At 67.5% G+C, this 26071-nt stretch carries 21 protein-coding genes; 4 read left to right on the top strand and 17 right to left on the bottom strand.

What is annotated here, in order from left to right; translation table 11 throughout:
- Positions 1–122: 122 nt before the first annotated feature.
- The 3 genes from KHO18_RS13300 to phaC all read right to left on the bottom strand — a co-directional run bounded on the left by KHO18_RS13300 (position 123) and on the right by phaC (position 4153).
- Positions 123–863: a 3-ketoacyl-ACP reductase gene (locus KHO18_RS13300; RefSeq protein WP_144195744.1), complete on the bottom strand. Its 741-nt coding sequence runs from the start codon at positions 861–863 to the stop codon at positions 123–125.
- 138 nt (positions 864–1001) lie between these two features.
- The gene (locus KHO18_RS13295) at positions 1002–2183 is read right to left on the bottom strand and encodes an acetyl-CoA C-acetyltransferase (protein WP_149136172.1); all 1182 of its coding nucleotides are present in this window, start codon (positions 2181–2183) and stop codon (positions 1002–1004) included.
- A gap of 83 nt (positions 2184–2266) precedes the next feature.
- Positions 2267–4153 carry a class I poly(R)-hydroxyalkanoic acid synthase gene (phaC, locus tag KHO18_RS13290; RefSeq protein ID WP_144195748.1) on the bottom strand — a complete coding sequence of 629 codons (1887 nt, stop codon included), beginning with the start codon at positions 4151–4153 and terminating at the stop codon, positions 2267–2269.
- A gap of 378 nt (positions 4154–4531) precedes the next feature.
- On the opposite strand from phaC, the gene KHO18_RS13285 reads away from it, so the two are divergent.
- Entirely contained in the window at positions 4532–4795 is a 264-nt protein-coding gene (locus KHO18_RS13285; RefSeq protein ID WP_211943346.1) for a hypothetical protein, read from the top strand.
- Here the strand turns inward: KHO18_RS13285 and pgeF are convergent.
- Both pgeF and KHO18_RS13275 read right to left on the bottom strand, forming a co-directional pair.
- The gene (gene pgeF / locus KHO18_RS13280) at positions 4784–5584 is read right to left on the bottom strand and encodes a peptidoglycan editing factor PgeF (RefSeq protein WP_144196273.1); all 801 of its coding nucleotides are present in this window, start codon (positions 5582–5584) and stop codon (positions 4784–4786) included. The genes KHO18_RS13285 and pgeF overlap by 12 nt on opposite strands.
- Positions 5574–6809, bottom strand: coding sequence for an RluA family pseudouridine synthase (locus KHO18_RS13275; RefSeq protein WP_144195752.1), 1236 nt, complete (start codon positions 6807–6809; stop codon positions 5574–5576). The genes pgeF and KHO18_RS13275 overlap by 11 nt, the downstream gene beginning before the upstream one ends.
- 17 nt (positions 6810–6826) lie before the next feature.
- On the opposite strand from KHO18_RS13275, the gene KHO18_RS13270 reads away from it, so the two are divergent.
- A complete protein-coding gene (locus KHO18_RS13270) occupies positions 6827–7657 on the top strand; it encodes an outer membrane protein assembly factor BamD (protein WP_144195754.1) in 831 nt (276 codons plus the stop codon).
- Between the two features lie 55 nt (positions 7658–7712).
- Here the strand turns inward: KHO18_RS13270 and KHO18_RS13265 are convergent, their stop codons facing one another.
- From KHO18_RS13265 to KHO18_RS13255, 3 genes are read right to left on the bottom strand one after another with little or no spacing between them, the layout of a single operon-like run.
- Positions 7713–9938, bottom strand: a complete 2226-nt coding sequence (locus KHO18_RS13265) for an ATP-dependent DNA helicase (protein ID WP_211943345.1) — start codon at positions 9936–9938, stop codon at positions 7713–7715.
- A gap of 48 nt (positions 9939–9986) precedes the next feature.
- Positions 9987–10190, bottom strand: coding sequence for a DUF465 domain-containing protein (locus tag KHO18_RS13260; RefSeq protein ID WP_092292923.1), 204 nt, complete (start codon positions 10188–10190; stop codon positions 9987–9989).
- Between the two features lie 57 nt (positions 10191–10247).
- The gene (locus tag KHO18_RS13255; RefSeq protein ID WP_144195758.1) at positions 10248–10967 is read right to left on the bottom strand and encodes a hypothetical protein; all 720 of its coding nucleotides are present in this window, start codon (positions 10965–10967) and stop codon (positions 10248–10250) included.
- Positions 10968–11200: 233 nt separating this feature from the next.
- Between KHO18_RS13255 and KHO18_RS13250 the strand changes: the two genes are divergently transcribed.
- The gene (locus tag KHO18_RS13250; RefSeq protein ID WP_144195760.1) at positions 11201–13582 is read left to right on the top strand and encodes a Tex family protein; all 2382 of its coding nucleotides are present in this window, start codon (positions 11201–11203) and stop codon (positions 13580–13582) included.
- A gap of 68 nt (positions 13583–13650) precedes the next feature.
- Here KHO18_RS13250 and KHO18_RS13245 read toward each other — a convergent pair whose 3' ends face one another.
- The 9 genes from KHO18_RS13245 to KHO18_RS13205 all read right to left on the bottom strand — a co-directional run bounded on the left by KHO18_RS13245 (position 13651) and on the right by KHO18_RS13205 (position 24761).
- Entirely contained in the window at positions 13651–15243 is a 1593-nt protein-coding gene (locus KHO18_RS13245; RefSeq protein ID WP_144195762.1) for a hypothetical protein, read from the bottom strand.
- 93 nt (positions 15244–15336) lie between these two features.
- Positions 15337–17235, bottom strand: coding sequence for a potassium transporter Kup (locus tag KHO18_RS13240; protein WP_144195764.1), 1899 nt, complete (start codon positions 17233–17235; stop codon positions 15337–15339).
- 357 nt (positions 17236–17592) lie between these two features.
- A complete protein-coding gene (locus KHO18_RS13235; RefSeq protein ID WP_144195766.1) occupies positions 17593–18315 on the bottom strand; it encodes a branched-chain amino acid ABC transporter ATP-binding protein in 723 nt (240 codons plus the stop codon).
- A complete protein-coding gene (locus KHO18_RS13230) occupies positions 18312–19079 on the bottom strand; it encodes an ABC transporter ATP-binding protein (RefSeq protein WP_144195767.1) in 768 nt (255 codons plus the stop codon). The genes KHO18_RS13235 and KHO18_RS13230 overlap by 4 nt, the downstream gene beginning before the upstream one ends.
- Positions 19076–20161 carry a branched-chain amino acid ABC transporter permease gene (locus tag KHO18_RS13225; RefSeq protein ID WP_144195769.1) on the bottom strand — a complete coding sequence of 362 codons (1086 nt, stop codon included), beginning with the start codon at positions 20159–20161 and terminating at the stop codon, positions 19076–19078. Before KHO18_RS13225 ends, KHO18_RS13230 begins: the two co-directional genes overlap by 4 nt.
- Before the next feature lie 16 nt (positions 20162–20177).
- Complete coding sequence (locus tag KHO18_RS13220) at positions 20178–21044, bottom strand: branched-chain amino acid ABC transporter permease (RefSeq protein WP_144195771.1); 867 nt, start codon at positions 21042–21044, stop codon at positions 20178–20180.
- Positions 21045–21080: 36 nt separating this feature from the next.
- On the bottom strand, positions 21081–22298 hold the full coding sequence (locus KHO18_RS13215; protein ID WP_144195773.1) for an ABC transporter substrate-binding protein: 1218 nt from the start codon (positions 22296–22298) through the stop codon (positions 21081–21083).
- A gap of 23 nt (positions 22299–22321) precedes the next feature.
- Positions 22322–23149: an alpha/beta fold hydrolase gene (locus KHO18_RS13210; protein ID WP_144195775.1), complete on the bottom strand. Its 828-nt coding sequence runs from the start codon at positions 23147–23149 to the stop codon at positions 22322–22324.
- 10 nt (positions 23150–23159) lie between these two features.
- A complete protein-coding gene (locus KHO18_RS13205; protein WP_211943344.1) occupies positions 23160–24761 on the bottom strand; it encodes a benzoate-CoA ligase family protein in 1602 nt (533 codons plus the stop codon).
- A gap of 245 nt (positions 24762–25006) precedes the next feature.
- Here KHO18_RS13205 and KHO18_RS13200 point away from each other — a divergent pair, with 245 nt between their 5' ends.
- The gene (locus KHO18_RS13200) at positions 25007–25975 is read left to right on the top strand and encodes a helix-turn-helix transcriptional regulator (protein WP_211943343.1); all 969 of its coding nucleotides are present in this window, start codon (positions 25007–25009) and stop codon (positions 25973–25975) included.
- Positions 25976–26071: the final 96 nt, after the last annotated feature.

Below are 26071 nucleotides of genomic sequence, written 5' to 3'. Positions count from 1 at the left end.
CGGGCCGTCCTGGCAGCCAGGCGGCCCGTTTTGCGAGGTGCGCCGCGGCACGCTTCCGGCCTGCTGCAGCGCGCTCGGTGCGCCGCAGCAGGCCGGCCGCGCGTCGCGCAGCCAGCGGCCGGTCAGCCCATGTGCAGGCCGCCGTTGAGCGAGAAGTCGGCGCCCGTGGAGAAGCCCGATTCGTCCGAAGCCAGCCATGCGCAGATCGACGCGATTTCCTCCGGCAGGCCCAGGCGCTTGACCGGAATCGTCGCCACGATCTTGTCCAGCACATCCTGGCGGATGGACTTGACCATGTCCGTGGCGATATAGCCCGGCGACACCGTGTTGACCGTCACGCCCTTGGTGGCTACTTCCTGCGCCAGCGCCATGGTGAAGCCGTGCAGGCCGGCCTTGGCCGTCGAGTAGTTGGTCTGGCCGAACTGGCCCTTCTGCCCGTTCACCGACGAGATATTGACGATGCGGCCCCAGCCGCGGTCCGCCATGCCGTCGATGACCTGCTTGGTCACGTTGAACAGCGACGTCAGGTTGGTGTCGATCACCGCGTCCCAGTCGGCCCGCGTCATCTTGCGGAACACCACGTCGCGGGTGATACCGGCGTTGTTGATCAGCACGTCCACCTCGCCGACATCGGCCTTGACCTTGTCGAAGGCGGATTTGGTCGAATCCCAGTCGGCCACGTTGCCCTCGGACGCCACGAACTCGAAGCCGAGCGCGCGCTGCTGTTCGAGCCACTTCTCGCGGCGCGGCGAATTCGGGCCGCAGCCCGCCACCACCTTGTAGCCGTCACGGGCCAGGCGCTGGCAAATGGCGGTTCCGATGCCGCCCATGCCGCCGGTCACATATGCAATGCGCTGAGTCATATTCACTCCTGTTGGCTCGCTGATCGATGCAATGGCACCGATCTCTGTTATAGACGCCGGCGGACAAATCCATGTCTCCTGCCGCCGGCTACCCCTCAGTGCAACTCAAATACTCGTTTTCGGCCGGATCAGTCTCGCTTAGTTCCGTTCCACGGCCAGCGCCACGCCCATGCCGCCGCCGATGCACAGCGAGGCCAGGCCCTTCTTGGCGTCGCGGCGCTTCATTTCGTGCAGCAGCGTCACCAGGATGCGGCAGCCGGACGCGCCAATCGGATGACCAATGGCGATGGCCCCGCCGTTGACGTTGATCTTCGACTGGTCCCAGCCCATCTGCTGGTGCACGGCCAGCGCCTGCGCGGCGAAGGCTTCGTTGATTTCCATCAGGTCCAGGTCCTGCACGCCCCAGCCCGCGCGCGACAGGCAGCGCTTGCTGGCCGGCACCGGGCCCATGCCCATCACGGCCGGGTCCACGCCGGCGTTGGCGTAAGCCTTGATGGTGGCCAGCGGGGTCAGGCCCAATTCCTTGGCCTTGGCGGCCGACATCACCACCACGGCGGCGGCGCCGTCATTGAGGCCCGAGGCGTTGGCGGCCGTCACCGTGCCGGCCTTGTCGAAGGCTGGCTTCAGGCCGGACAGGCTGTCCAGCGTGGCGCCCTGGCGCACGAATTCGTCGGTCTTGAACGCCACCGGGTCGCCCTTGCGCTGCGGAATCAGCACCGGCACGATTTCCTCGTCGAAGCGGCCAGCCTTCTGGGCCGCCTCGGCCTTGTTCTGGGAGCCCACGGCGAACTCGTCCTGCGCCTCGCGCGTGATGCCGTACTCCTTGGCGACGTTCTCCGCCGTGATGCCCATGTGGTACTGGTTGTACACGTCCCACAGGCCATCGACGATCATCGAGTCGACCAGCTTGGTGTCGCCCATGCGGAAGCCGTCGCGCGAGCCCGGCAGCACGTGCGGCGCGGCGCTCATGTTCTCCATGCCGCCGGCCACGACGATCTCCGCCTCGCCGGCGATGATCGCATTGGCGGCCAGCATCACGGCCTTCAGGCCCGAGCCGCATACCTTGTTGATGGTCATGGCCGGCACCATGTCCGGCAGGCCGGCCTTGCGCGAGGCCTGGCGCGCCGGGTTCTGGCCGGCGGCAGCCGTGAGCACCTGGCCCATGATGACCTCGCTCACCTGGTCCGGCTTCACGCCGGCGCGCTCGAGCGCGGCCTTGATGACGAGGGCGCCCAGCTCCGGCGCCGGAATCTTGGCCAGCGAGCCGCCAAACTTGCCAACTGCGGTGCGGGCTGCGGAAACGATGACGATGTCGGTCATTTGAAGTCCTTTCGAGAAAGCATGAAGCCAATCGGTACGAAACCCCGGGCCAGTCCCACGGAACCGGCCCCGGCGGAAAACGTTCAGGCGCGCTGCTTGACGTAGCGGCCCGGTGCGGGTTCGATGGCCCGGTAGCGGGCGTTGCCGTAGTCGGCCGGCGCAGCGCGCTTGGCGCCGGCCTGCTTGCCTAGCCAGGCCATCCAGTCCGGCCACCAGCTGCCGGGCTTCTCCTCGGCACCGGCCAGCCATTCCTGGGCCGAACCGGGCAGCGCCTCGTTGATCCAGTGGCTGCGCTTCTTCTTGGCCGGCGGGTTGATCACGCCGGCGATATGGCCGGACGCGCCGAGCACGAAGCGCAGCTTGTTGTTCAGCAGGCCGGTGGAAGCGTACGCGGACGTCCACGGCACGATGTGGTCCTCGCGCGAGCCATAGATATAGGTAGGCACGTCGATGTCACCCAGGTCCAGCGGCGCGTTGCAGACGCTCAGCTTGCCGGGCACCTTCAGTTCGTCCTGCAGATACATATGGCGCAGGTACCAGCAGTACCACGGCCCCGGCAGGTTGGTGGCGTCGCCGTTCCAGAACAGCAGGTCGAACGGTACCGGCGTGTTGCCCTTGAGGTAGTTGTCGACCACGTAGTTCCAGACCAGGTCGTTCGGCCGCAGGAACGAGAACGTGTTGGCCAGCTCCACGCCGCGCAGCAGCGCGCATGGGGCCCCGGCGGCGCCGCCGATGGTGGCCTCGCGCAGTTGCACATGCGGTTCGTCGACGAATACATCCAGGATGCCGGTGTCGGTGAAATCGAGCAGCGCGGTCAGCAGCGTCAGGCTGGCCACCGGGCGCTCGCCGCGCGCGGCCAGCACGGCCAGCGCCGTGGCGACGATGGTGCCGCCCACGCAGAAGCCGAGCACGTTGATCTTGTCCTGCCCGCTGATGTCCCGTGCCACCTCGATCGCGCGGATGGCCGCGTGCTCGATGTAGTCGTCCCAGGTGCGCTCGGCCATCGACGCATCGGGGTTGCGCCACGACACCAGGAAGACCGTGTGGCCCTGCTCCACCACGTAGCGGACCAGCGAGCTTTCGGGCTGCAGGTCAAGGATGTAGAACTTGTTGATGCACGGCGGCACCAGCAGCAGCGGCCGGGCGTGGACCTTGTCGGTCAGCGGCTTGTACTGGAGCAGCTGGAAGTATTCGTTCTCATAGACCACCGCGCCTTCGGTCACGGCCACGTTGCGGCCCACCTCGAAGGCGGTTTCGTCGGTCTGGGAGATCTTGCCCCGGGTCAGGTCCCCGAGCATGTTGCGCATGCCGGTGCGCAGCGATTCGCCGCCCGATTCGATCAGGCGCTGCTGGGCGTCGGGATTGGTGGCGAGGAAGTTGGCGGGCGACATCGCGTCCACCCACTGCGACACCGCGAAGCGGATGCGCTGGCGGGTCTTGGCGTCGGCCTCCACGGCGTCGGCCAGCTCGGTCATCGTGCGGGCGGTCAGCAGGTAGAACGCGGCGGCGTAGCGGTACGGCGCGTTGTTGCGCCAGGCCGCGCTGGCGAAGCGGCGATCGGACAGGCGCTGGCTGGCGGCCTCGGCATCGCCGTTGCCATTGCCGGCAGCGCCGTTCGGCACGGCAGCCGCGCCCATTTCACGCCAGAGTTCGGAGAAATCCTTCAGGTAACGTTCCTGGATCTGGGCCAGCAACGTGGGCGGGATCTTCAGACCGGCGCCGGCCGGGCCCTGGAATGCGCCCTGGAACGCCCTGGCAAACGCATCGCCGCCGGGAAAGCCCGGAAACGCGCCCGGCACGCCGTTCGGCATGCCTGACGGAAAACCGGGCGGCAGCTTGCCGTTGATTTCGGGAGCCCACTGACGGGACCACTCCAGCCATGCAGCTGGATCGAATGGCCCCGGCGCAAACTGAAACGGTTGGGACTTGTCTTCCGCGCTGGAAGCTGCCGCACCTTTGCCGGTCGCCATGATGTATTCGTCTCTCTGCCGTCGTGATGTGAAGACGGGCTCGGGGTAACTGTCTCCCGACCCGCCCCGAATCCGGGTTGCGCCTCTGGGTAATCTGGTCACCCAGACCGGGACGCCGCATCGGCGGCGCCAGGTCATACGCTATGCTTGCCGGCGAAACCCTGGAGAACTTCCTCGGTTCCGATACATTTGAAGGCATTGTTGCCTTGCAATGTAGACGCTGTCAATGCGGAATTCCGCATTGCGAACGCGCGTGCGGGAAACGCATCCCCGACCTACCGGACGGTAAGCCTGAGGCGGGTTCGCGGGCAGTCCGGGGGCCGTTTCCGGCCGCCACGTGACGGCACCGTACTTTTAACAGAAAGAGATGAACGCCTGATGTATATCGTCGCAATCGGCTGGATCTACGTAGCCCTGATGATGTCGATTACCGAGACGAACCTCGTGGCCGGGGTGGCCACGTTCCTGTGCTACGGCGTGGCGCCGGTATCGATCGTCGTCTACATCATGGGAACGCCCGGCCGGCGGCGCAGGCGCCAGGCGCGCGAGGCCGCCGAACGTGCAGCAGAACGGGCAGCCAAACGACCCGCCGGGCAGGCCGGGCCGAAGCCCGTGGAGGAAGCTGACGCGTCAGGCCGCTAGCCAGACCAGCGTGGCCATGCGGCCCGTGATACGGTCGCGGCGATAGGAATAGAAACGCGCCGCGTCGGCCACGGTGCAGGCATCGCCGCCGTAGACGCGCGTGCAGCCGGCGCGCGCCAGCCGGGTACGGGCCAGCGCGTACAGGTCGGCCCAATACTTGCCCGGCGCGCCAGGGCGGAATGCCGCCTCGACAGCCGGCCGCTCCGCCTCGCGGGCCTGGGCCAGGAATGCTTCCCGGACCTCGACGCCCACTTCGAACGCCGATGGGCCGATAGCCGGGCCCAGCCAAGCCAGCCACTCCGAACCAGGGCCTGCCTGCGCGGCCATGCGTGCCAGGGTGGCCTCGATCACGCCGTCGCAGAGCCCGCGCCAGCCGGCATGGGCGGCGCCGACCACCGTGCCCGCCGCATCGCACAGCAACACCGGCAGGCAGTCCGCCGTCATGATCGCGCAGACATGGCCGGGGGTGGTGGCGATGCTGGCGTCGGCACGCGGCACGCCGCCCTCCCCGCCTTCCATCCCATCGGCGGTCGCCACGGCACAGCCGTGAACCTGCTCCAGCCAGCGCGGCATGGCAGGCAAATGCGCTGCCAGCCGACGACGGTTCTCCGCCACGGCGGACGGGTCGTCCCCCACATGCGTACCGAGATTGAGCCCGCCCGGGCTGCCATCGGCCAGCCCGTAGGGGCCGACGCTCACGCCGCCCTGGCGGGTCGTGGACAGCGCCCGCACGCGGGCCGGCGCCGGCCAGTCCGGCACGATCCAGCCGGATTGCCGCTCAATCGTCATCGTCATCCTTCACGTAGATGATCTCGACGTCGTGGTCGTCATCGTCATCGAAGTCGTCATCGTCGTCCTCGAGCTGCCGCGCCGCGTAGCCTTCGAAGTCGAGCGCCTCGATCAGGTCCTGCATGTCCTCGGGCGGCTCGGCCTCCCAGGACACCTTGCGCCCGGTCTCCGGATGCACCAGTCCCAGCTTGTACGCATGCAGTGCCTGGCGCTCGAACGGCACCGGCAGCGTCACGCGGATGGCCGGGCGCTGGCCGCGCTTGGTGGCCTTGTGGTAGACCGGGTCGCCCACCAGCGGATGGCCGATCGACTCGAAATGCACGCGGATCTGGTGCGTGCGGCCGGTTTCGAGCTGGCACATCACCATCGACACCTTGCCGCGGCCCAGCGGCACCGTGCCCAGCGTCTTGAAGTGCGTGCGCGACGGCTTGCCGCTATTGGTATGGACGATGGCCATGCGGGTACGCTCGCGCGGGTCGCGGCCGATCGGCGCGTCGATGGTGCCCTCGTCCGGCGTCTCGCCCCAGACCAGCGCGAGGTAGGTGCGCTTGACGGTCCGGGCGGCCAGCTGGCGCACGAGGTCGGTCTGCGCGGTAAGCGTACGGGCGACGACCATCAGGCCCGAGGTTTCCTTGTCCAGCCGATGCACGATACCGGCGCGCGGCAGTTGGCGCGCGGCCGGGTCGCGGTGCAGCAGGCCGTTGAGCACCGTACCGCTCCAGTTACCGGCGGCCGGATGCACGACCAGCCCGGCCGACTTGTTGATGACGAGCAGCGTGGCGTCCTCGAACACCACGTCCAGCGGCACGTCCTCCGCCGTGAAGGCGAGGGACTCCGGCGCAACCTGCGGCTGGATCTCGATCTGCTGGCCCATCTGGACCGAAGCCTTGGCGCGGCTCGGCTCGCCATCCACCCGCACGGCGCCTTCCTCGATCCATTGCTGGATGCGGCTGCGCGAGAATTCACTGAAATGCCGCGCGAGCAGTTTGTCGAGCCGCTCGCCATGTGATGCACTATCCACTTCTAGAGTTAAAGGCGGCTGATCCACGGCGGTGGCGGGCGTGGCCATCACCGCGCCACCGGTTTCGCCGAGATCGCTGACATCGCCGAGATCGTCATTGAAATCGTCGGCATCCAGCGGGGAATCGAGATCCGCCGGGGAATCGTTCGCCGGACCGTTTTCGGCCTTAGGGCTTGGGCTATAATGCTTGACGCTATTTTTCATCCGGAACAGGTTGCCCAATGCAATTGCAGAGCATGAAACGCGCGAACTGGCGCGCGAGATTTGGAGCGATTTTGCTCGCAGGCGGCTGCGTCATGCTGTCTGCATGCGGCCTGCTTGGCGACCAGCCCGACGAAACGGCCGGCTGGTCGGCGAACAAATTATATTCGGAAGCCAAGGATGCGCTGGATGGCGGCGACTATACACGCGCCGTCAAGCTCTATGAAAAGCTGGAAGGCCGCTACCCGTTCGGCCGCTACGCCCAGCAGGCGCAGATCGACACCGCGTTCGCCAACTACAAGGATGGCGAGACTGCCGCCGCGCTGGCCGCCGTCGACCGCTTCATCCAGCTGCACCCGAGCCATCCCAACATTGATTACGCCTACTACCTCAAGGGCCTGATCAACTTCAACGACAACCTGGGCTGGCTGGGCCGCTTCTCGGGCCAGGACCTGAGCGAACGCGACCCGAAAGCCGCGCGTGCCGCCTACGACGCTTTCCAGATCCTGATCACGCGCTACCCGGACAGCAAGTACGCGCCGGACGCGACGCTGCGGATGCAGTACATCGTCAATGCGCTGGCCCAGCATGAAGTGCATGCCGCCCGCTATTACTATCGCCGCGGCGCCTACCTGGCGGCCGTGAACCGGGCCCAGCAGGCGCTGAAGGACTACGACGGCGCGCCGGCCAACGAGGAAGCGCTGTACATCATGGTGCGCTCGTACGATTCGCTGGGCATGAAGGATCTGCGCGATGACGCGGCCCGCGTGATGGAGCGCAACTATCCGGACAGCGACTTCGTGAAGTACGGCGCGCGCCGGAAAGACAAGTCCTGGTGGGAAGTGTTCTGAGACGCGCCCGCAGCCAATAAAAAACCCGACGATCCCGTCGGGTTTTTTATTGCCCTTATTCGTCCGCCGGCGCCTGCTCTGGCTCCGGCTCTGACTCTGGCCCCGCCTTCCGCAATCCCTCCAGGAAGCGGATCACGGTGTCTGCCTCCCGGGTGCGCGTGAACGGCGGCAGGCTCTGCCAGATCTGGCGGCCATAGGGCTTTTCCACGAGCCGGGTGTCGCAGATCGCCAGCACGCCCCGGTCGGACTCGGAGCGGATCAGTCGCCCCGCGCCCTGCTTCAGCGTGATGACCGCGTGCGGCAACTGGTGCACCGCGAATGGACTGAGGCCCTTCTTCTGCAGCACCTCCATCCGGGCGGCCAGCACCGGGTCGTCGGGCGGGGCGAAGGGCAGCTTGTCGATGATGACCAGCGACAGCGCTTCGCCGCGCACATCCACCCCTTCCCAGAAGCTCTGGCTGCCGACCAGCACCGCGTTGCCGAGTTGCCGGAAGCGATCCAGCAACTCGGTCCGGCTCGCCTGGCCCTGCACCAGCAGCGGCAGGTTCAGCCCGCGCTCGGCAAACAGGTCGTACAGCATGTCCGATGCCTTCTGCACCGCGCGCAGCGTGGTGCAGAGCAGGAAGGTGCGTCCGCCGGCGGCCTCGATCAGTGGCATCGCCTCATGGACCACCGCCTCGGTGAACTGGGGCGACTGCGGCGCCGGCATGTTGCGCGGCACGTAGAGCAGGCCCTGCTTCGCGTAATCGAACGGGCTTGGCAGCGTCAGCGAGCGGTCCTTGTCCAGACCGAGCTGGGCCGCGTAGTGGGTGAAGTTGCCCTTCACGGACAGCGTGGCCGAGGTGAAAACCCAGGCGCGCGGCTGGCCCTCGCGCTGGCGCGTGAAGATCGGTGCGATGGACAGCGGCGTGCGATGCAGTTGCACGGTGTGCGAGAACACCTCGACCCAGCGCACAGTCTCCGGGCCCAGTGACACGGGTACCGGCGGCAGCTTTCCATCGTCCCCGCCATCGCCCTCACCTTCCCCACTGGCGTCTGCCGGCGCGGCCGGGGCGGGCGCCGGCGCCACGCGGTCGTCGCGCCAGGCCGCCAGCCGCTGGGCCAGTTCCACCGCCCGGCGGTGGCACTGTTCGAGCGACTCCGCGCGTTCGGCCTGGCTTTCCAGCGCCTCGACAAAATCCGACAGCGCGCTGTCCAGCGCGTCGAGCGTCTCGAAGAACGGCTCGCGCGTGCGCGGGTCGGATTCGATCTGGCCCAGCGCCAGCCGCAGGTTGTCCTTGCCGAAGGCCAGCCGCAGGTCGCGCGCGGCGCGTTCCAGCGGACCACCGAGCGCCACCCAGTCCACGGCATCGCGCGCATGGGAGAGCCCTTCCGCCACGGTGTCGCGCGCCAGTTCCAGCAGCTGGCTGGTGGAAAGCGTTTCGCCGAAGAACAGCGTCGCGGTTTCCGGCAACTGGTGGGCTTCGTCGAAGATCACCGTGTTGGCGGCGGGTAGCAATTCGGCCATGCCGGTGTCGCGCAGCACCACATCGGCAAAAAACAGGTGATGGTTCACCACCACCACGTCGGCCTGCTGCGCCTCCTTGCGGGCGCGCATCACAAAGCACTCCTTGTACTGCGGGCACTCGCTGCCGAGGCAGTTGTCGCGCGTGGACGTCACGAGCTGCCAGACCGGCGCGTTCTCGGGCACGGCGGCCAGTTCGGCCTTGTCGCCCGAGGTGGTGGTCTTGGCGAAGCGGCCGATGTCACGCAGCCACGCCGCGTCCTGTTTCGACGCCAGCCGGCCATTGGCCTGCGCGCGCTCGAGGTGGTAGTGGCACAGGTAGTTGGAACGCCCCTTGAGCAGCGAGACCGAAATCGGCACGTTCAGCGCCTTGCGCACCGTGGGAATGTCGCGCAGGAACAGCTGGTCCTGGAGGTTCTTGGTGCCCGTGGACAGGATCACCTTGCCACCCCACAGCATCGCCGGGACGAGGTAGGCAAAGGTCTTGCCCGTACCCGTGCCCGCCTCGACGATCACCGAGTCGTTCTGGGCGATAGCGCCCGCCACGGCCTCGGCCATCTTCTGCTGGGACGCGCGCGGCCGGTAGCCGGGGATGCCGGTGGCCAGCGTGCCGGTATCGGCGAAGATCGTCGCCAGCTGCGCCGCCTGCGTGGCCGCCTGGTTGGCCGATGCCGCCGCCACCGCCTCGTTCAGCGAGGTGTGGTCGTCCTGCGGCAGCGCTTCAGGGGATGGCGTTTCGGCGGATTCGGGAAGCGCGTCGTCGGTCGGTTCAGACAAAATGGGCTTTCTGCAAAGGCGTGGCGCGTGGGGCGCGCCTGCGGGAAATCAGGCCGGTACGTCCGGCTCGAGCTGAAGCTGCAACAGCGTGATGGCGTCCTTGAGCTTGAGCCGGCGCTTCTTGAGTCGGCGCAGCTGAAGTTCGTCGTGGGCGGCGTCCTCGGACAGGTGATCGATCAGGAAATCGAGATCGCGATGCTCGATTTGCAGTTCGATGATCTGCCGCGCCAGTGTGTTGAGATTCTCATCCATGTAGCGGCTCCCCGTGGATCGTCCGGCCGGCGCCGACAGCCTGCGCTGTCACGCCGGTCAGAACCCGAACGGGCTCGGGGTGGAACCCTGGCCCTGCTTTTTCTTTTCCTCGGCATTGGCGCGGCGCTCGTCGAGGTCCTTCTGGCGCTGGGCGGCGTCCGCCTGCTTCTGCTGGTAGGCCCGCGTGTTTTCCTGTCGCTGGCGGGCCTGGTCGGCGCCCTTCTGGCGCGCCTCGTTCATCTTGGCGTCGAAGTCGGACTGCTTCTGGTTGTACTTCTCGGCGTTGGCGGCGCGCTGGGGCGCGTCGGCGCCCTGCTGGGCGTCGCGCAGCGCCTGTTCCTGCTGCTTGCGGTCGTAGGAGGCACGGCTGGCGGCCTCGTTGGCGGCGCGGCCCGGCTGGCCGGCCTCGTACTCGGCCTGGCGCAGCGCCTGCTCGCGGTCGCGCTCGGCGGCCTTCCAGGCACGTTCGGCATCGCCCACTTCCAGTTCCTTGGCGCGCAGCACGTGGAGTTCATCGCGCTGCACGTCCTTGGCCTGGTCGATGCAGCGGTTCACGAGGAACTTGCTGTAGCAGGCACGTTCGGCCTCGGCGAAGCGGTAATTGGTCCACGCGCGGGAGTCGCCAATCGCCTTGCGCTCGGCCTCGAAGTCGCGCGGGGGCGGGTTCCTGGTCTGCGCAAGGGCCGGCGCGGCCAGCAAGCAGGCGGCGCACATTGCGGCAAGGACGGGGGTGGAGACGAGATGGGCCACGGCGGCCGAACGGGGCTTGACGATCATGGCCGAATTCTAGCATCCGGGGGGCTTGTCAGCCCCACCGGCAAACGTTGCAACATGTGTCCGATCCGGGGCTGGGGTGGGGCTGGGGTGGGGCCGAAGCCAGGCTGGCACGGGGCTGGCGGGGTGCGCGGGGGCGGTGTCGCGGAACAGGCACGTGAAAAGCCGTCTTCCCGTCACCGGCAGTGCCCTGCGCTTGTGGCAAAATGCCCCGCTTTCGACCGACTAGTTTCCCGATGTCCAACTTGCCTGCTTCCGTCTCGCAAAAGATTGTGTCGCTCATCGCGGCAGAACTGTCCGTGCAACCGCGCCAGGTGGCGGCGGCCGTCGCGCTGCTGGACGAAGGCGCCACCGTGCCGTTCATCGCCCGCTACCGCAAGGAAGTGACGGACAACCTGGACGATACGCAACTGCGTAACCTCGAGGAGCGCCTGCTGTACCTGCGCGACATGGAAGACCGCCGCGCGACGATCCTGGCGTCGATCGAGGAACAAGGCAAGATGACCGACGCGCTGCGCGCCGCCATCGAGGCCGCCGACACCAAGCAGACGCTGGAAGACCTGTACCTGCCGTACAAGCCCAAGCGCCGCACGCGCGCCCAGATCGCCCGCGAATGCGGCCTGGAGCCGCTGGCCCAGGCGCTGCTGGCCGATCCTACGCTGGACCCGCAGGCCGAGGCCGCCAAGTTCGTCAACGGCAACCCCACCGCCGACGGCGGCGTGCCCGACGTCAAGGCCGCGCTGGACGGCGCGCGCGACATCCTCTCCGAACAGTTTGGCGAAACCGCTGAATTGCTAGGCAAGCTGCGCGAGCACCTGTGGAACCACGGTGTGGTCGCCTCCACGGTGATGGAAGGCAAGGAAGGCGCCGAGGAAGAGAAATTCCGCGATTACTACGCTTATAGCGAGACCATCCGCACCGTGCCGTCGCACCGGGCGCTGGCGCTGTTCCGCGGCCGCAACGCGGGCGTGCTGATGGTGAAGCTGGGCCTGGGCGAGGAACAGGACGCGATGGTGCCGCACCCGTGCGAAGGCATGATCGCGCGCCATGTGGGCATCGAGAACCGGAACCGCCCGGCTGACAAGTGGCTGGGCGATGTGTGCCGCTGGTGCTGGCGCGTGAAGGTGCAGCCGCATATCGAGACCGAACTGCTGACGCAGCTGCGCGAAACCGCCGAAAACGAGGCCATCAAGATCTTCGGCCGCAACCTCCATGAGCTGCTGCTGGCGGCGCCGGCCGGCCCGAAGTCAGTGATGGGCATCGACCCGGGCATCCGCACCGGCTGCAAGATCGCCGTGGTCGACCATACCGGCAAGCTGCTGGACACCGCCACGATCTACCCGCACGAGCCGCGCCGCGACTGGGAAGGCTCGCTGGCCACACTGGCCCGCCTGGCGAAACAGCACAACGTGGCGCTGGCCTCCATCGGCAACGGCACGGCCAGCCGCGAGACCGACAAGCTGGTGCAGGACCTGATGAAGCGCGCCCCGGAACTGAAGCTGACCAAGATCGTGGTCAGCGAGGCCGGCGCCTCGGTCTACTCGGCTTCCGAGCTGGCCGCCAAGGAGTTCCCGGAGCTTGACGTGTCGCTGCGCGGCGCGGTGTCGATCGCCCGCCGCCTGCAGGACCCGCTGGCTGAACTCGTGAAGATCGATCCGAAGTCGATCGGCGTGGGCCAGTACCAGCACGACGTGAACCAGCGCGAGCTGGCACGTGCGCTGGACGCCGTGGTGGAAGACTGCGTGAACGCCGTGGGCGTGGACGTGAACACCGCCTCCGCCCCGCTGCTGGCCCGCGTATCGGGCCTGAACACGGTGCTGGCGCGCAATATCGTCGAATTCCGCGATGCCAACGGCGCGTTCCCGAACCGCGATGCGCTCAAGAAGGTGCCGCGCCTGGGCGACAAGACCTTCGAGCAGGCCGCCGGCTTCCTGCGCATCAACACGGGCGACAACCCGCTGGATCGCTCGTCGGTCCACCCGGAAGCGTATCCGGTGGTGCAGCGCATTCTCGATCACATCAAGAAGGGCCTGTCCGACGTGATGGGCAACCGCGACGCCCTGCGCGGCGTGACCGCCCAGCAGTTCACCGACGAGACGTTCGGCCTGCCGACCGTGCGTGACATCCTGACCGAACTCGAGAAGCCGGGCCGCGACCCGCGCCCTGAGTTCAAGACCGCGACGTTCCAGGACGGCGTGGAGGACATCAAGCATCTCCAGCCGGGCATGGTGCTCGAAGGCGTGGTGACCAACGTGGCCGCCTTCGGCGCCTTCGTGGACATCGGCGTGCACCAGGACGGTCTGGTCCACATCTCGGCGCTTTCCACCAAGTTCGTGAAGGACGCGCACGAGGTGGTCAAGGCTGGCCAGATCGTCAAGGTCAAGGTGATGGAGGTGGACGTCAAGCGCAACCGCATCGGCCTGACCATGCGTCTGGACGACGAGCCGGGCCAGGCTGCGCCACGCGCCGGTGGCGACCGGAGCGGCGAGCACCGGGGCGGCCAGCGCCACGGTGGCCATGGCGGTGGCGGTGGTGGCGGCAAGGGATTCGGCGGCGGCAAGCGCGAACCCGAGGTGGCCGGCGCCATGGCCGCCGCGTTCGCCAAGCTCAAGCGCTGATCCCCACCCCTCGCCCTCGGGCGGCCACCCGGCACACCGGGCCGGCCGCCCCGCCCCGCCCCACTCCTTCAGAGCGGATTGATGATCCCGCTCGGCTGCTGGACCCGCGTGGGTCCGATGATGCTGTTGAACAGCAGGTCGCCATCCGGCAGGAACTGCACCACCGCGTAGAAGCCGTTGCCCCAGATCCCGGTTCCCAGGATGGTCTGGTGCACGGTGGCGCCGGTGTTCCAGTCCAGCCCGGTGACCACCCATCCCCAGCCATTCTGGTAGTACCCGTTCGTGAACACGAGGTTCGAGCCCGCGCTGACGGCGGGCACCATCGAGTTCGACGAAATATCGCTGCGCGCCCAGGTCGAGGTCCACGCATGGGTCTGCGGGTTCCACGCGAAGCGCTCGACCCCGATCGGCGATGGCAGCAGCGGCCCCCGGATCAGCCCATCCACGATCGCACTCGTCCCGCTTCCGGTACTCCCATCCGCCGCAGACACGTTGTTGACGACGAACGCGCCGTAGCCGTTCACCGCGACCGACTGGTCGGACTGGATGGGGTACGCGGCCGGCAAGCCGCAATTCACCTGGATCTGTCCCGCCAGGCGGTTGGTGAAGCCGGCGGGAATCTGGTCGCGCCAGAACGCCAGCAGGCTCATGCGCGTGAGGCCGTCGGTGATGACCACGAGTTTGTCGGGATCGGTGCCGAAGCCCATCAGCGTAGGCGTGCTGCCCGAGCCTGAGCCGAAGACGGTCGGGAAGGTGTCGCCGCTGGGATAGGGGCTGCTCCACGCGCCGTCCGCCGCGTTCTGGGACAGCGCGCTGCCTGTCCAGACGAGTTTCCTCAGAATCTTGTCGGAAACGACATAAATCCCGTTGTTCTCGTCGACGGCGGCGGAATTGCTGACGCTCTCGTCCGCGCCGAGCGTGACCGTATGCACCGGCCCCGTGAACGACCGGTCGACAATCGACACAGACCGCGTGCCCAGCACCACCAGCTTGCCGTCATAGGTCATCACCACCCCGGCCAGGTTCTCGCCGGGCTGGAGAAACGTGGCGGCGTTCAGCGACCGCACCACGCTGATCCCCAACAGCGGCACGGCCGGCACGTTCAGCGCGAGGGCCAGGATCTGGTTGCCGCTATTGATATAGAGGACGTTGTTGTTGTCCACCACGCCGTAGGCGCTGGGAATGCCGCCGGTGGGCAGCAACTGCGCCACGATGGCCTGGGCCTGCGCGACCGTGCCGATCGGATTGGTCAGCAGGCCGAGCAAGGTGGTCTGCAGCGTGGCCGTCGCGCCCGGCAGGAGCGCCCGCGCCACGGGCGTGAAGGCGTCGTTGGCCACCGAGATATAGGTCACGCCCGTCGGCGACACGCCCCACATGTAGTTGGGCGATGTCGACGCGAAGGTCATGATGTTGACCGGCCCGTTGGTCGCCTGGGAGAGCTGCAGCGGCGGCGGGGGCGCCACGGTGCGCGAGCCGCCGGTCACGGCATAGGGGAAGGTGTCGCTCTGGGACGAATCGAAATGGGTGATGGCGTAGGTGGGGGCAGCCAGGAACGGGTTGGGCACAGGCGTGCCCGCGCTGGCGAACTGGCTGGCGCCGGTCATCAAGCCGATGGCGACGGCCATCCGGCGCCAGGTGCGTACCGTGCAGAATCTGAACATGAGAGGCTCCCGGGGGCAAAAAGAAACCCGGCCAGCGGGCCCTACTCCGCTGGCCGGGTTCTCATGTATAGGCGAAGCGCCGCCCCGGAGCGGTCAGATTTCGACCTTGGTGCCCAACTCCACCACCCGGTTCGCCGGGATCGAGAAGAAGTCAGACGGCTTGGCGCCGTTCTGATGCATCCACGCAAAGAGATTTTCCCGCCACATCGACATGCCCGGCAGCTTGGAGGGGATGACCGACTCGCGCGCGATGAAGAACGACGTCTCCATCAGCTCGAACGACATGCCCAGCTTGCGCTGCGCGAGGTCCAGCACGCGCTGCACGTCCGGGGTCTCCTTGAAGCCGTACTCGGACTTGAGGATGAACACGCCGCCGCCGAGGTCCTTGCAGGTCAGGCGATGGTCGTCATCCACGAACGGGATGTCGCGCGTGACAAAGCTCAGGAACACCACGCGCTCGTGCAGCACCCGGTTGTGCTTGAGGTTGTGCAGCAGGGACACCGGCACCGACTCGGTGTTGCCGGTCAGGAACACGGCCGTGCCTTCCACGCGGTGCGGCGGGTGCGCCAGCAGGCCAGCGATGAACGGCTCCAGCGGAATGCCGTCCTCCAGGCTGCGCGCGCGCAGCAGCTTGCGGCCGCTGTACCACGTCATCAGCAGGAAGAACGCCGCGCTGCCCATCAGCAGCGGGAACCAACCGCCTTCGGCCACCTTGAGCAGGTTGGCGGCGAAGAAGGTCAGGTCCACCAGCAGGAAGCCACCGGCGAGCAGGGCCACCAGCACCGGGTTCCACTTCCAGACGCTGCGCATCATGAAGGCGGCCAGGAACGAGGTGATCAGCATCGTCGTGGTCACGGCAATGCCGTAGGCCGCAGCCAGGTTTTCCGATTTCTTGAACGAGATCACCACCGCAATCACCAGCGCCAGCAGGGTCCAGTTGATCACCGGCAGGTAGATCTGGCCGATTTCCGCCGCCGAGGTGTAGCGGATGCGCATGCGCGGCACGAAGCCGAGCTGGATCGCCTGGCTGGTCAGCGAGAACGCGCCGGAGATCACCGCCTGCGAGGCAATCACCGTGGCGCAGGTGGCGAGCAGCACCATCGGAATCAGCAGCGGCTCCGGCACCATCAGGTAGAACGGGTTGACGGAAGCGGCCGGGTTCTGGAGCAGCATCGCGCCCTGGCCAAAATAGTTCAGCATCAGGCACGGCATGACCAGGATGAACCAGCCGATGCGGATGGGCCGCGCGCCGAAGTGGCCCATGTCCACGTAGAGCGCCTCCGCCCCGGTCAGCACCAGGAACACCGCGCCCAGCACGATGAACGCCTGCAGCGAGTGGTCGATCAGGAAATTGACGCCGTAGAGCGGGTTCACCGCCGCCAGGATGCCAGGCGCCTGGATCAGGTTGTAGATGCCCAGCGCGCCGAGCGTGACGAACCACAGCGTCATGATCGGGCCGAAGAACTTGCCCACGGTGGCCGTGCCGTGCCGCTGGATCAGGAACAGGACGGTCAGGATCACCAGCGTGATCGGGATCACGAAGTGCCCCAGCTGCGGCGCGGCGATCTCCAGGCCCTCCACGGCCGAGAGCACCGAAATGGCCGGCGTGATGACCGCATCCCCGTAGAACATGCACGCGCCGAAGATGCCCATCATCATCAGCATGCGCGCCTTGCGCGAGCGCGGCGCGGCGGTGCGCAGCACCAGCGCCATCAGCGCCAGCACGCCGCCTTCGCCGTCGTTGTCCGCGCGCATGATGAAGACCACGTACTTCAGCGAGACCACGATGATCATCGCCCAGAACAGCAGCGAGATGATGCCCAGCGCCGCTTCCGGCGTGAACGGAATGCCGTGCTCCTTGCTGAAGCACTCCTTGAGCGCATAGAGGGGGCTGGTGCCGATGTCGCCAAAGACGACCCCAATGGCGGCGATGACGAGGGCCCGGGTACTCGGACTTTCGACGAAATAGTGACTGGTTGTGGATTGAGTCATGGATTTGGGTCTGGTGGACCGGCTCGCGCCTCCCCGGCCATGGTTGGCATCCCAGGCAATGTGACGTCCTGGGCACGGGTTCTCTCGCGCAAGCGGCTCCGGCCGCGACGGGGCTTATTGGCCTCTATTGCATTGCACAAACGGGCGCATTCTAGATGAAGTGAACTGATACGACCACTGTGGAAGATGCCCATCGTGGGCTGGGTGCCCGATCAAGGATGGGAAAGAAGCGGCGGCGGGTCAAGGCGGATTCGGGCGGATTCGGGCGGATTGGGTGCCGAAGGGTGCGCAGCACCGCGCAAAGGCGTTGCGGCATGGCCACAAAAGAGATCGATACGTTACTTTATGGAGAGTAGTTCAAACACCCAGGTAACGGTCGAGCGCCGCCGGCGCGGCGGCCAGGTCGGCGGCCGGGCCGGCCAGCACTACCTGCCCCTTCTCCAGCACCACCACGCGGTCCGCGTGGGCCAGCACGGCGCGGTAGTTGCGGTCCACCACCACCGAGGCGATGCCGGTGGCCCGTACCGTCTCGATCACGTGCCAGATCTCGCGCACGATCTTCGGGGCCAGCCCCTCGGTGGCTTCGTCCAGCACCAGGCAGTCCGGATTGGTCATCAGCGCGCGGCCGATGGACAGCATCTGCTGCTCCCCGCCCGACAGCTGCTGCCCGCCATGGGACAGCCGCTCCTTGAGCCGGGGGAAGAGGTCCAGCACGCGCGCCTCATCCCAGTCCTTGCGGCCGTGGCAGCCTACCCGCGCCGCCATCAGCAAATTCTCCCGGACCGACAAATTCGGAAAAATGCCACGCCCTTCCGGGACGTAGGCGATGCCGAGCCGCGCCACCTCGTGCGGCTGGGCGCGGGACACATCCCGGCCGGCCACGCGGATATCGCCCTCGCGCTGACGCACATGGCCCAGCAGGGTCCGCAGCAGCGTGCTCTTGCCCATGCCGTTGCGGCCCAGCAGGCCCACGGTCTCGCCCGCGCCCACGCGGAAGTCCACGCCGCGCAGCACGTGGCTGGAGCCGTACCAGGCGTTCACGCCAATGGCGTCGATGATGTCCGGCGATGCGGCGCTCATGCGTGGGCCCCTTCTTCTTCCCCGAGGTAGGCCAGCTGCACCGCCTCGTTGGCGCGGATCGCGGCCGGATCGCCGGTGGCGATGACTGCGCCGTTGACCATTACCGTGATGCGGTCGGCCACGGCGAAGACCGCCTCCATGTCGTGCTCGACCAGCAGGATCGCGTGGCCGTCGCGCAGGCCGCGCAGCAGATCCAGCATCCGCGCGGATTCCTCGGCACCCATGCCGGCCAGCGGCTCGTCCAGCAGCAGCGCCACGGGCTGCGTGGCCAGGCACATCGCCACTTCCAGCTGGCGCTTCTGGCCATGGGCGAGTTCGCTGGCGAGGCGCCCGGCATGCGCGGCCAGGCCGGCGCGTTCCATGGCTTCGTCGGCCAGCGCGCGGCTGGTGCGGCAGGCCTGCGCCGGCTCCCACAGCCGCCAGGCCCGCTGCGCGCGCGATTGCGCCGCCAACCGGCAGTTCTCGCGCACGGTCAGCGGCAGGAAGATGTTGTTGCGCTGGTAGCTGCGGCCGATACCTTGCCGCGCCAGCCGGGGCTGGCTCCAGCCGGTCACATCCTCGCCCTGCAGCCGCAGGCGGCCGGTGGACGGCGGCAGTTCGCCGGAGAGCATATTGATCAGGGTCGACTTGCCGGCGCCGTTGGTGCCGATGACCGCGTGGATCTCGTGCAGGCGCAAGGTCAGGTTCACGCTGTCCACGGCAGTCAGCCCGCCGAAGCGGCGCGTCAGGCCCTCGGCCTGCAATACGGGGATGGCTTGCGTCATACGGCCTCCCGGCTGCGGGCGTGGCTGTCCGCGGCGGCCTCGCCGGCGTTTCCGGCATCCGCGCCATTGCCGCGCCGGCGCGGCGAGCGCTGGCGCAGCACCGCCGGCACGCTGACCAGCCCACGCGGCAGCAGCGCCACGGCCACGATGATGAAGCCGCCCATCAGCAGTTGCCAGTGCTTGGTCAGCGTGCTGAACCATTCGGCCAGCAGCACGAACGAGAACGCGCCCAGCACCGCGCCGGCCAGGCTGCCCACGCCGCCCAGGATCACCATCAGCATGGCATTGCCCGACTGGTGCCAGGAGGCGATTTCCGGGTTCACGAAGCCGAACTGGATGGCATAGAGATAGCCCGCCAGCCCCGCGAACACGCCGCCGGCAACGAACGCGCCGAGCTGGTAGCGATAGGTGGCATAGCCGGCCGCCCGCATGCGCTGCTCGTTATGGCGGATGCCGACCAGCGCGTGGCCGAAGCGCGAGCGCAGCAGCACCGCCAGTGCCACCACCGTCAGCACCAGCGCCACCAGCACCAGCCAGTAGAAGTTCACCGGGTCGTTGACGGTCAGCGGGCGGTCCCGCAGCAGGCTGAACTCGGGCCGGAAGTAGATATAGGTGCCGTCGCTGCCGCCGGCGATCTTTGTATCGTGGAACACGAAATAGACCATCTGGGCGAAGGCCAGCGTGACCATGATGAAGTACACGCCGCGCGTGCGCAGCACCAGCGCCCCCACCACCAGCGCCAGTGCCCCCGCCGCGCCCAGCGCGCCCAGCAGCAGCAGCCAGCCGTTGCCGGCCCCGCCCTCGGGTGCCAGCATGGCCGTGGCATAGGCGGCCATGGCGAAGTAGGCGGCATGGCCCAGGCTCACCAGCCCGGTGTAGCCAATCAGCAGCTGGAGCGAGAGCGCGAAGATCGCCATGATCATCACCTTGCTCAGCAGCTCGATATAGAACTTGTGGCTGTCGGCGGTCAGCAGCAGCGGCGCCACGGCCAGCACGGCCAGCGCCACGAGCCAGCCCAGCGCCGCCAGCCAGGGCGGCCGGCGCACGTCTTGCAGCGGGGGAGCGGAGAGAGTCGGTTTCATCGATGGAGCACGCAGGTCAGCCGGCCCGGAACAGCCCCTGGGGCTTCCACAGCAGGATCAAGGCCATCAAGACGTAGATCAGCACGCCGGCGGCGTCCTGCCAGAACACCTTGCCGAAGGTATCGACGAAACCGAGCAGCAGCGAAGCCACCAGCGCCCCCTTGACCGACCCGATCCCGCCAATCACCACCACCACGAAGCAGACAATCAGCACCTGCCCCCCCATGCCCGGGTAGACCGACGACACCGGCGCGGCAATCATCCCCGCCAGCACCGCCAGCGCCACGCCCAGCGCGAACACCAGCCGGTACAGCACGTTCACATTGATGCCGAGCGACTGCACCATCTCGCGGTTGGTGGCCCCGGCGCGGATCATCATGCCCAGCCGGGTGCGGCGGATGACCCAGTACATCGCCGCTGCCACCAGCAGGCAGACGGCCGAGATGAACAGCCGGTAGACCGGATACGTCATGTCGTTGCCGATCGGCAGCGCGCCGTCGAGCAGGCCGGGAATCGGCACGCCGTGCACGTCATCGCCCACCAGGATGCTGCGCAGCTCCTCGAACACGAGGATCAGGCCGTAGGTCATCAGCACCTGCTGCAGGTGGTCGCGCTGGTAGAGGTAGCTGAAGAACGCCCATTCGAGCACGTAGCCAAACGCCACGGCCAGCACGATGCCGAGCGGCAGCGCGATGAACAGGTTGCCGGTGAGACTGGCCAGCGTGAACGCCAGGTAGGCGCCCAGCATGTAGAAGCTGCCATGGGCGAGGTTGATCACGCCCATGATGCCGAAGATCAGCGTCAGCCCGCTGGCGACCAGGAACAGCAGCAGCCCGTACTGCACGCTGTTCAGGCACTGGATGAGGAAGGAAACGATGTCCATGCTGCGCGGGCTGTCCTATCTATGAGACGCCATCTCTTACAGGCGGCAGCCGCGCGCGGGATCGGCCAGGGCCTTCACCGCCACGCCGCTGACCTTGTTCTCGCGGCCATCCACCTTGCGCAGGTAGAAGTCCTGCACCGGGTTGTGGGCTTTGGAGAGCGTGAACACGCCGCGCGGGCTGTCGACCTTGGCGGCTTCCATGGCCTTGATGACCTCCGGCTTGCGCGACATATCGCCCTTCACGGCATTGGCGCCAGCGGCCAGCAGCTGCGCGGCGTCATAGCCCTGCACCGCATACACATCCGGCTGGAGCTTGTAGGTCTTGGCGTAGTCGGTGCGGAAGGTCTTGTCGCGGGCGTTGGTCAGGCCATCGGCATAGTGCAGCGTGGTTTCCAGCCCCTGCGCCGCCGTGCCCTGCGCCTCCAGCGTGCCGTCGGTCAGGAAGCCGGAGCCGTACAGCGGAATCTTGTCCTTGAGCCCGGCCGCCTGCCAGTCCTTGACGAACTTGACCGCCCCGCCGCCGGCGAAGAACACGAACACGGCGTCCGGCTTCAGCGAGGCCACCTCGGTGATCAGCGCCTGGAACTCCACGTTCGGGAACGGCAGGCTCAGCTCCTTCACCACCTTGCCGCCCTTGGCCTCGAAGGCTTCCTTGAAGCCCTTCACGGACTGCTCGCCCGCCGCGTACTTCCACGTCAGCGTGACCACCTTCTTCATGCCGCGCTCGGCCAGCACCTGCCCCATGGCGTAGCCGGGCTGCCAGTTCGAGAACGAGGTACGGAAGATGTTGGCCCCGCACAGCGGCCCGGTGGCCTCATCGGCGCCGGCGTTCGGGATGATCAGCAGCGTGTTGTTTTCCTTGGCCACCTTGACGATGCCCATCTGCACGCCCGAATGCACCGTGCCCACCACCACGTCCACCTGGTCCCGCTTGATCAGCTTGGTGGCGTTCTCGGGGGCCTTGGCCGGGTCCGATTCGTCATCCACCTTGAAGTATTCGATGTCGCGCCCGCCCAGCTTGCCGCCCTGCTGCTGCACATACATGCGGAACCCGTTCTCGATGGCCGAGCCCAGCGCCGCGTAGGTGCCGGTGTACGGCAGCATGAAGCCCACCTTGATCTTGGCGCCCGGGGCGGGTTGGGCTGACTGCGCCAGCGCGCTGCCCCCGGTGGCCAGCAGCGTGGCGGAAATCGAAGCGACGAGCGTGGTGTGCAGCGATGAAAACAGCGGCCTGCGCAAAGCGGTGCGTTGCATGGGTTCTCCTCCCCGGGGTCGAATTATTTTAAGGTTGAAGTATGTGCCGTTATAAACGCCGCCGAGGCCGCCGTCAACGCCCCCGTCTGGTCGCGGTGGGGCGAGTGTCCACAGCGCGCGAGTTTAAGCAGCACGGTCTGCGGGGCATATCGATGGATACCCTCGATCTGCGCCATGGTCCCGTACTCGTCATCCTCGCCCTGCACGGCCAGCACCGGGCAGCGGATATGGTCGAGCATCGGGCGCAGGTCCCAGTGGCGGAAATCGGCGTTGAGCCAGATATCGTTCCAGCCCCAGAAGGCGGAATCCACGTGGGCGTGGTGGCGCGCCAGCCGGGCGCGCAGGTCGGTGTGGAGGTAGGTCTCGCGCGTGGCGGCGATGCTGCGCACCGAAATGTCTTCCACCATGATGTGGGGCGCGAGCACGGTCAGGCCATCCACATCGTCCGGGAAGCTGGCCGCGTGGATCAGGGCGATGGAGCCGCCGTCGCTGTGGCCCAGCAGCCAGGGCTTGCCATGGCGGCGGCCGGGGCCGATCTCCAGGGCATCGAACAGGGCCGGCAGCGCCTCGCGCGCCTGGCGGTGCATGAAGTCCACGCCCCACTGCTCGTCCGGCGGGCGCGGCGTGGAGCGGCCGTAGCCGTAGCGCGAGAAGACCAGCCCGCGGAAATCGCCCGCCTCGCACAGCTTGCGCGGAAAGTCGCGCCACATGCTGACCGACCCGAGCCCCTCGTGCAGGAAGACCACGAGTGGGCGGTGCCGCCGTCGCGCGCCGATCCACTGGTATTCGATGTCGATAGTGCGGCCATCGAACGGCACCTTTACCAGCGCAGTGTCCACGGTGGTCTCCATGGCGGCTCCCTCAGGCGTGCCGCGCGGCGTCTTCACGCTGGCGCAGCCGGAATCGCTGGATCTTGCCCGTGGCGGTCTTGGGCAGTTCGTCCACGCACTCGATCTGGCGCGGATATTTGTAAGGCGCCAGCCGCGACTTGACGAAAGCCTGCAACTCGGCCGCCATGCCGTCGTGCCACTGGTGGCCGGGGCGCATCACCACGAACGCCTTCGGCTTGACCAGTTCGGCGGCATCGGCCACGCCGATCACGGCGGCCTCCAGCACGGCCGGATGCTGGGCCAGCGCCGCCTCCACCTCGAACGGCGAGACGTAGATGCCGCCCACCTTGAGCATGTCGTCGCTGCGGCCGGCGTAGGTGTAGTAGCCCGCGTCATCGCGCAGGTACTTGTCGCCGCTGCGGGTCCAGGCGCCGACGAAGGTGTCGCGGCTTTTCTCGCGATTGCACCAGTACATCAGCGCCGCCGAGGGCCCTTTTATATAGAGGTCGCCGATTTCGCCCGTGGCGCACGGCTCGCCGCGCTCGTCGAGCAGCTTCAGTTCGTAGCCGGGCACCGGCAGCCCCGTGGTGCCGTAGCGGACCTTGCCGGGCTGGTTCGACAGGAAGATATGGAGCATCTCGGTGGAGCCGATGCCGTCGAGGATGTCGCAGCCGAAGTGGGCCAGGAAGCGGTCGCCGATGTCGCGCGGCAGGGCCTCCCCGGCGGAGGTGCAGACGCGCAGCGCCACGGCGGCGCGCGGCGGCAGGTCCGGCGCGGCGAGCAGGCCCGCGAACAGCGTCGGCACGCCGCAGAAGACAGTGGGACGGTGCGTAGTCAGCCGCTGGAACACCGCCTGCGGCGTGGGCCGCTCGGCCATCAGCACGGTCGTGGCGCCCACCGACAGCGGAAACGTCAGCGCATTGCCCAGCCCGTAGGCGAAGAACAGCTTGGCGGCCGAGAAGACCACGTCGTCCTCGCGCAGGCCCAGCACCTGCCGCGCGTAGAGGTCGGCGGTGTGGAACAGGTTGCCGTGCGTGTGCACCGTGCCCTTCGGGCGGCCCGTGGAGCCGGACGAATAGAGCCAGAACGCCATGTCGTCCGGGCCGGTGGCGAGGGCTTCCGTCAGCGGCGGCGCGCTGTCCAGCATCGCGGCCACGGTCGGCAGGCCGGTGCCCTCCCCGCAGGGTGCGGCAACGATCACATCGTAATGCGCGCCGGCTTTGTCGATGGCGGCCTGCATGGTCCCGAGCAGCGGCGCGGACACCACCACGGCCCGCGCGCTGCTGTGGTCGAGCATATAGGCGTAGTCATCCACGGTCAGCAGCGTGTTCACCGCCACCGGCACCACGCCGGCCAGCAGGCAGCCGAGGAACACGGTCGGGAAATCGATGGTATCGAGCGCGCACAGCAGCACGCGCTCCTCGCGCCGGAAGCCCGCCTGGCGCAGCGCGCCGGCAAAGCGGCGGCAGCGCGCGTCGAGTTCGGCAAAGGTGGTCGGGCCGGTATCGTCGATATAGGCCACCTTGGCGCCACGGCCGGCGGCGAGGTGGCGCGACAACAGGTCATCGGCCGCGTTGTAACGGGCGGGCAGCGCGGCGACAACGGTCTCGGCGCTGGGGGTCGGGGGCGTCATGTCTCCACTCCTCTGGCCGCCCCGGCGATGGTTCGACGGGTGCGGCGGGATCGGCTACAGCGATGGTCTTGTTCTGGATATCTCGTGACCGGCAGTCTTTGCCGCCGATGTCGATGCATTTTATTTCACATCGACTATTATGCAAGCGAGGGTATGCACTATATAACAGTAGGCAGCACCCGCCGACCGGCACTTTGTCGCACGTATAATGCCGCCCTGGCTGGCCTGATCCCGAACTTTCTCCCATGCGTCGCGACCCCGAACCGTCACTGAATGCCGAAGCGAATGCCGAAGCGAACGCCGACAACCGCGCCGCCGAGCGCGATCCCTATCTGACGCACCTCGGGGAGCGCATCCGCTCGCTGCGCGCGGCGCGCGGCATGTCCCGCAAGGATCTTGCGCGTGGCGCGGGGGTGTCCGAACGCTACCTCGCCAACCTGGAAACCGGCACCGGCAACGCCTCCGTGCTGCTGCTGCGCCACGTGGCCGGCGCGCTGGACGTGCCGCTGCCCGTGGTACTGGCCGAGGTAGATGGCCACGCCGATCCGGCGGGCGGCACGGAGCAGCCCGGCAGCCAGCGCGCCGCCGAGTTCTCGCAGTTGGTGCAATGGCTGGCGCAGCTGCCTGCCGGCGACCTCGCCCGCGTGCGCGAAGCAGCCCGCCACGCCTTGTCCCCGGCGGAATCGCGCGAAGCGCGGCATCGCCGCATCGCGCTGATCGGCCTGCGCGGCGCCGGCAAATCCACGCTGGGCCGGGCGCTGGCGGCTGCCGAGGGCATCCCCTTCGTCGAACTGAACGCGGCGATCGAGCAGGAAGCCGGCGCGAGCCTCTCCGAAATCCACTCGCTCTACGGCCAGGCCGCCTACCGCCGCTACGAGATGCGCGCGCTGGAACGCGTGCTGCGCGAGCACGACTCCATGGTGCTGGCCACGCCGGGCAGCCTGGTCTCCGAGCCAGCCACGTTCAACCTGCTGCTGGCGCGCTGCTACACGGTCTGGGTGCGCACCTCGCCCGAGGAACACATGGCGCGCGTGGTGGCGCAGGGCGATATGCGGCCGATGGAGGGCAACCGCGAGGCCATGACCGACCTGCGCCGCATCCTCCAGGCGCGTACGCCGCTCTACGCGCGCGCCGATGTGTCGATCGATACCAGCGGCCAGGACGCCAACAGCTCACTTCAGGCCCTGCGCGCACAGATGCCCGCTATCGGCTGATTCCCGATAGGGCATCGGGTCTGCATCGGGTCTGCATCGGCCCTTGCATCGCCCCCGATGATGCACTATATTTCATCGCAAAGATGAAAGCACTAT

This window comes from Cupriavidus campinensis (assembly GCF_905397395.1).
GTDB lineage: Bacteria > Pseudomonadota > Gammaproteobacteria > Burkholderiales > Burkholderiaceae > Cupriavidus > Cupriavidus campinensis.
This window is presented reverse-complemented; position numbering and strand designations above follow the sequence as displayed.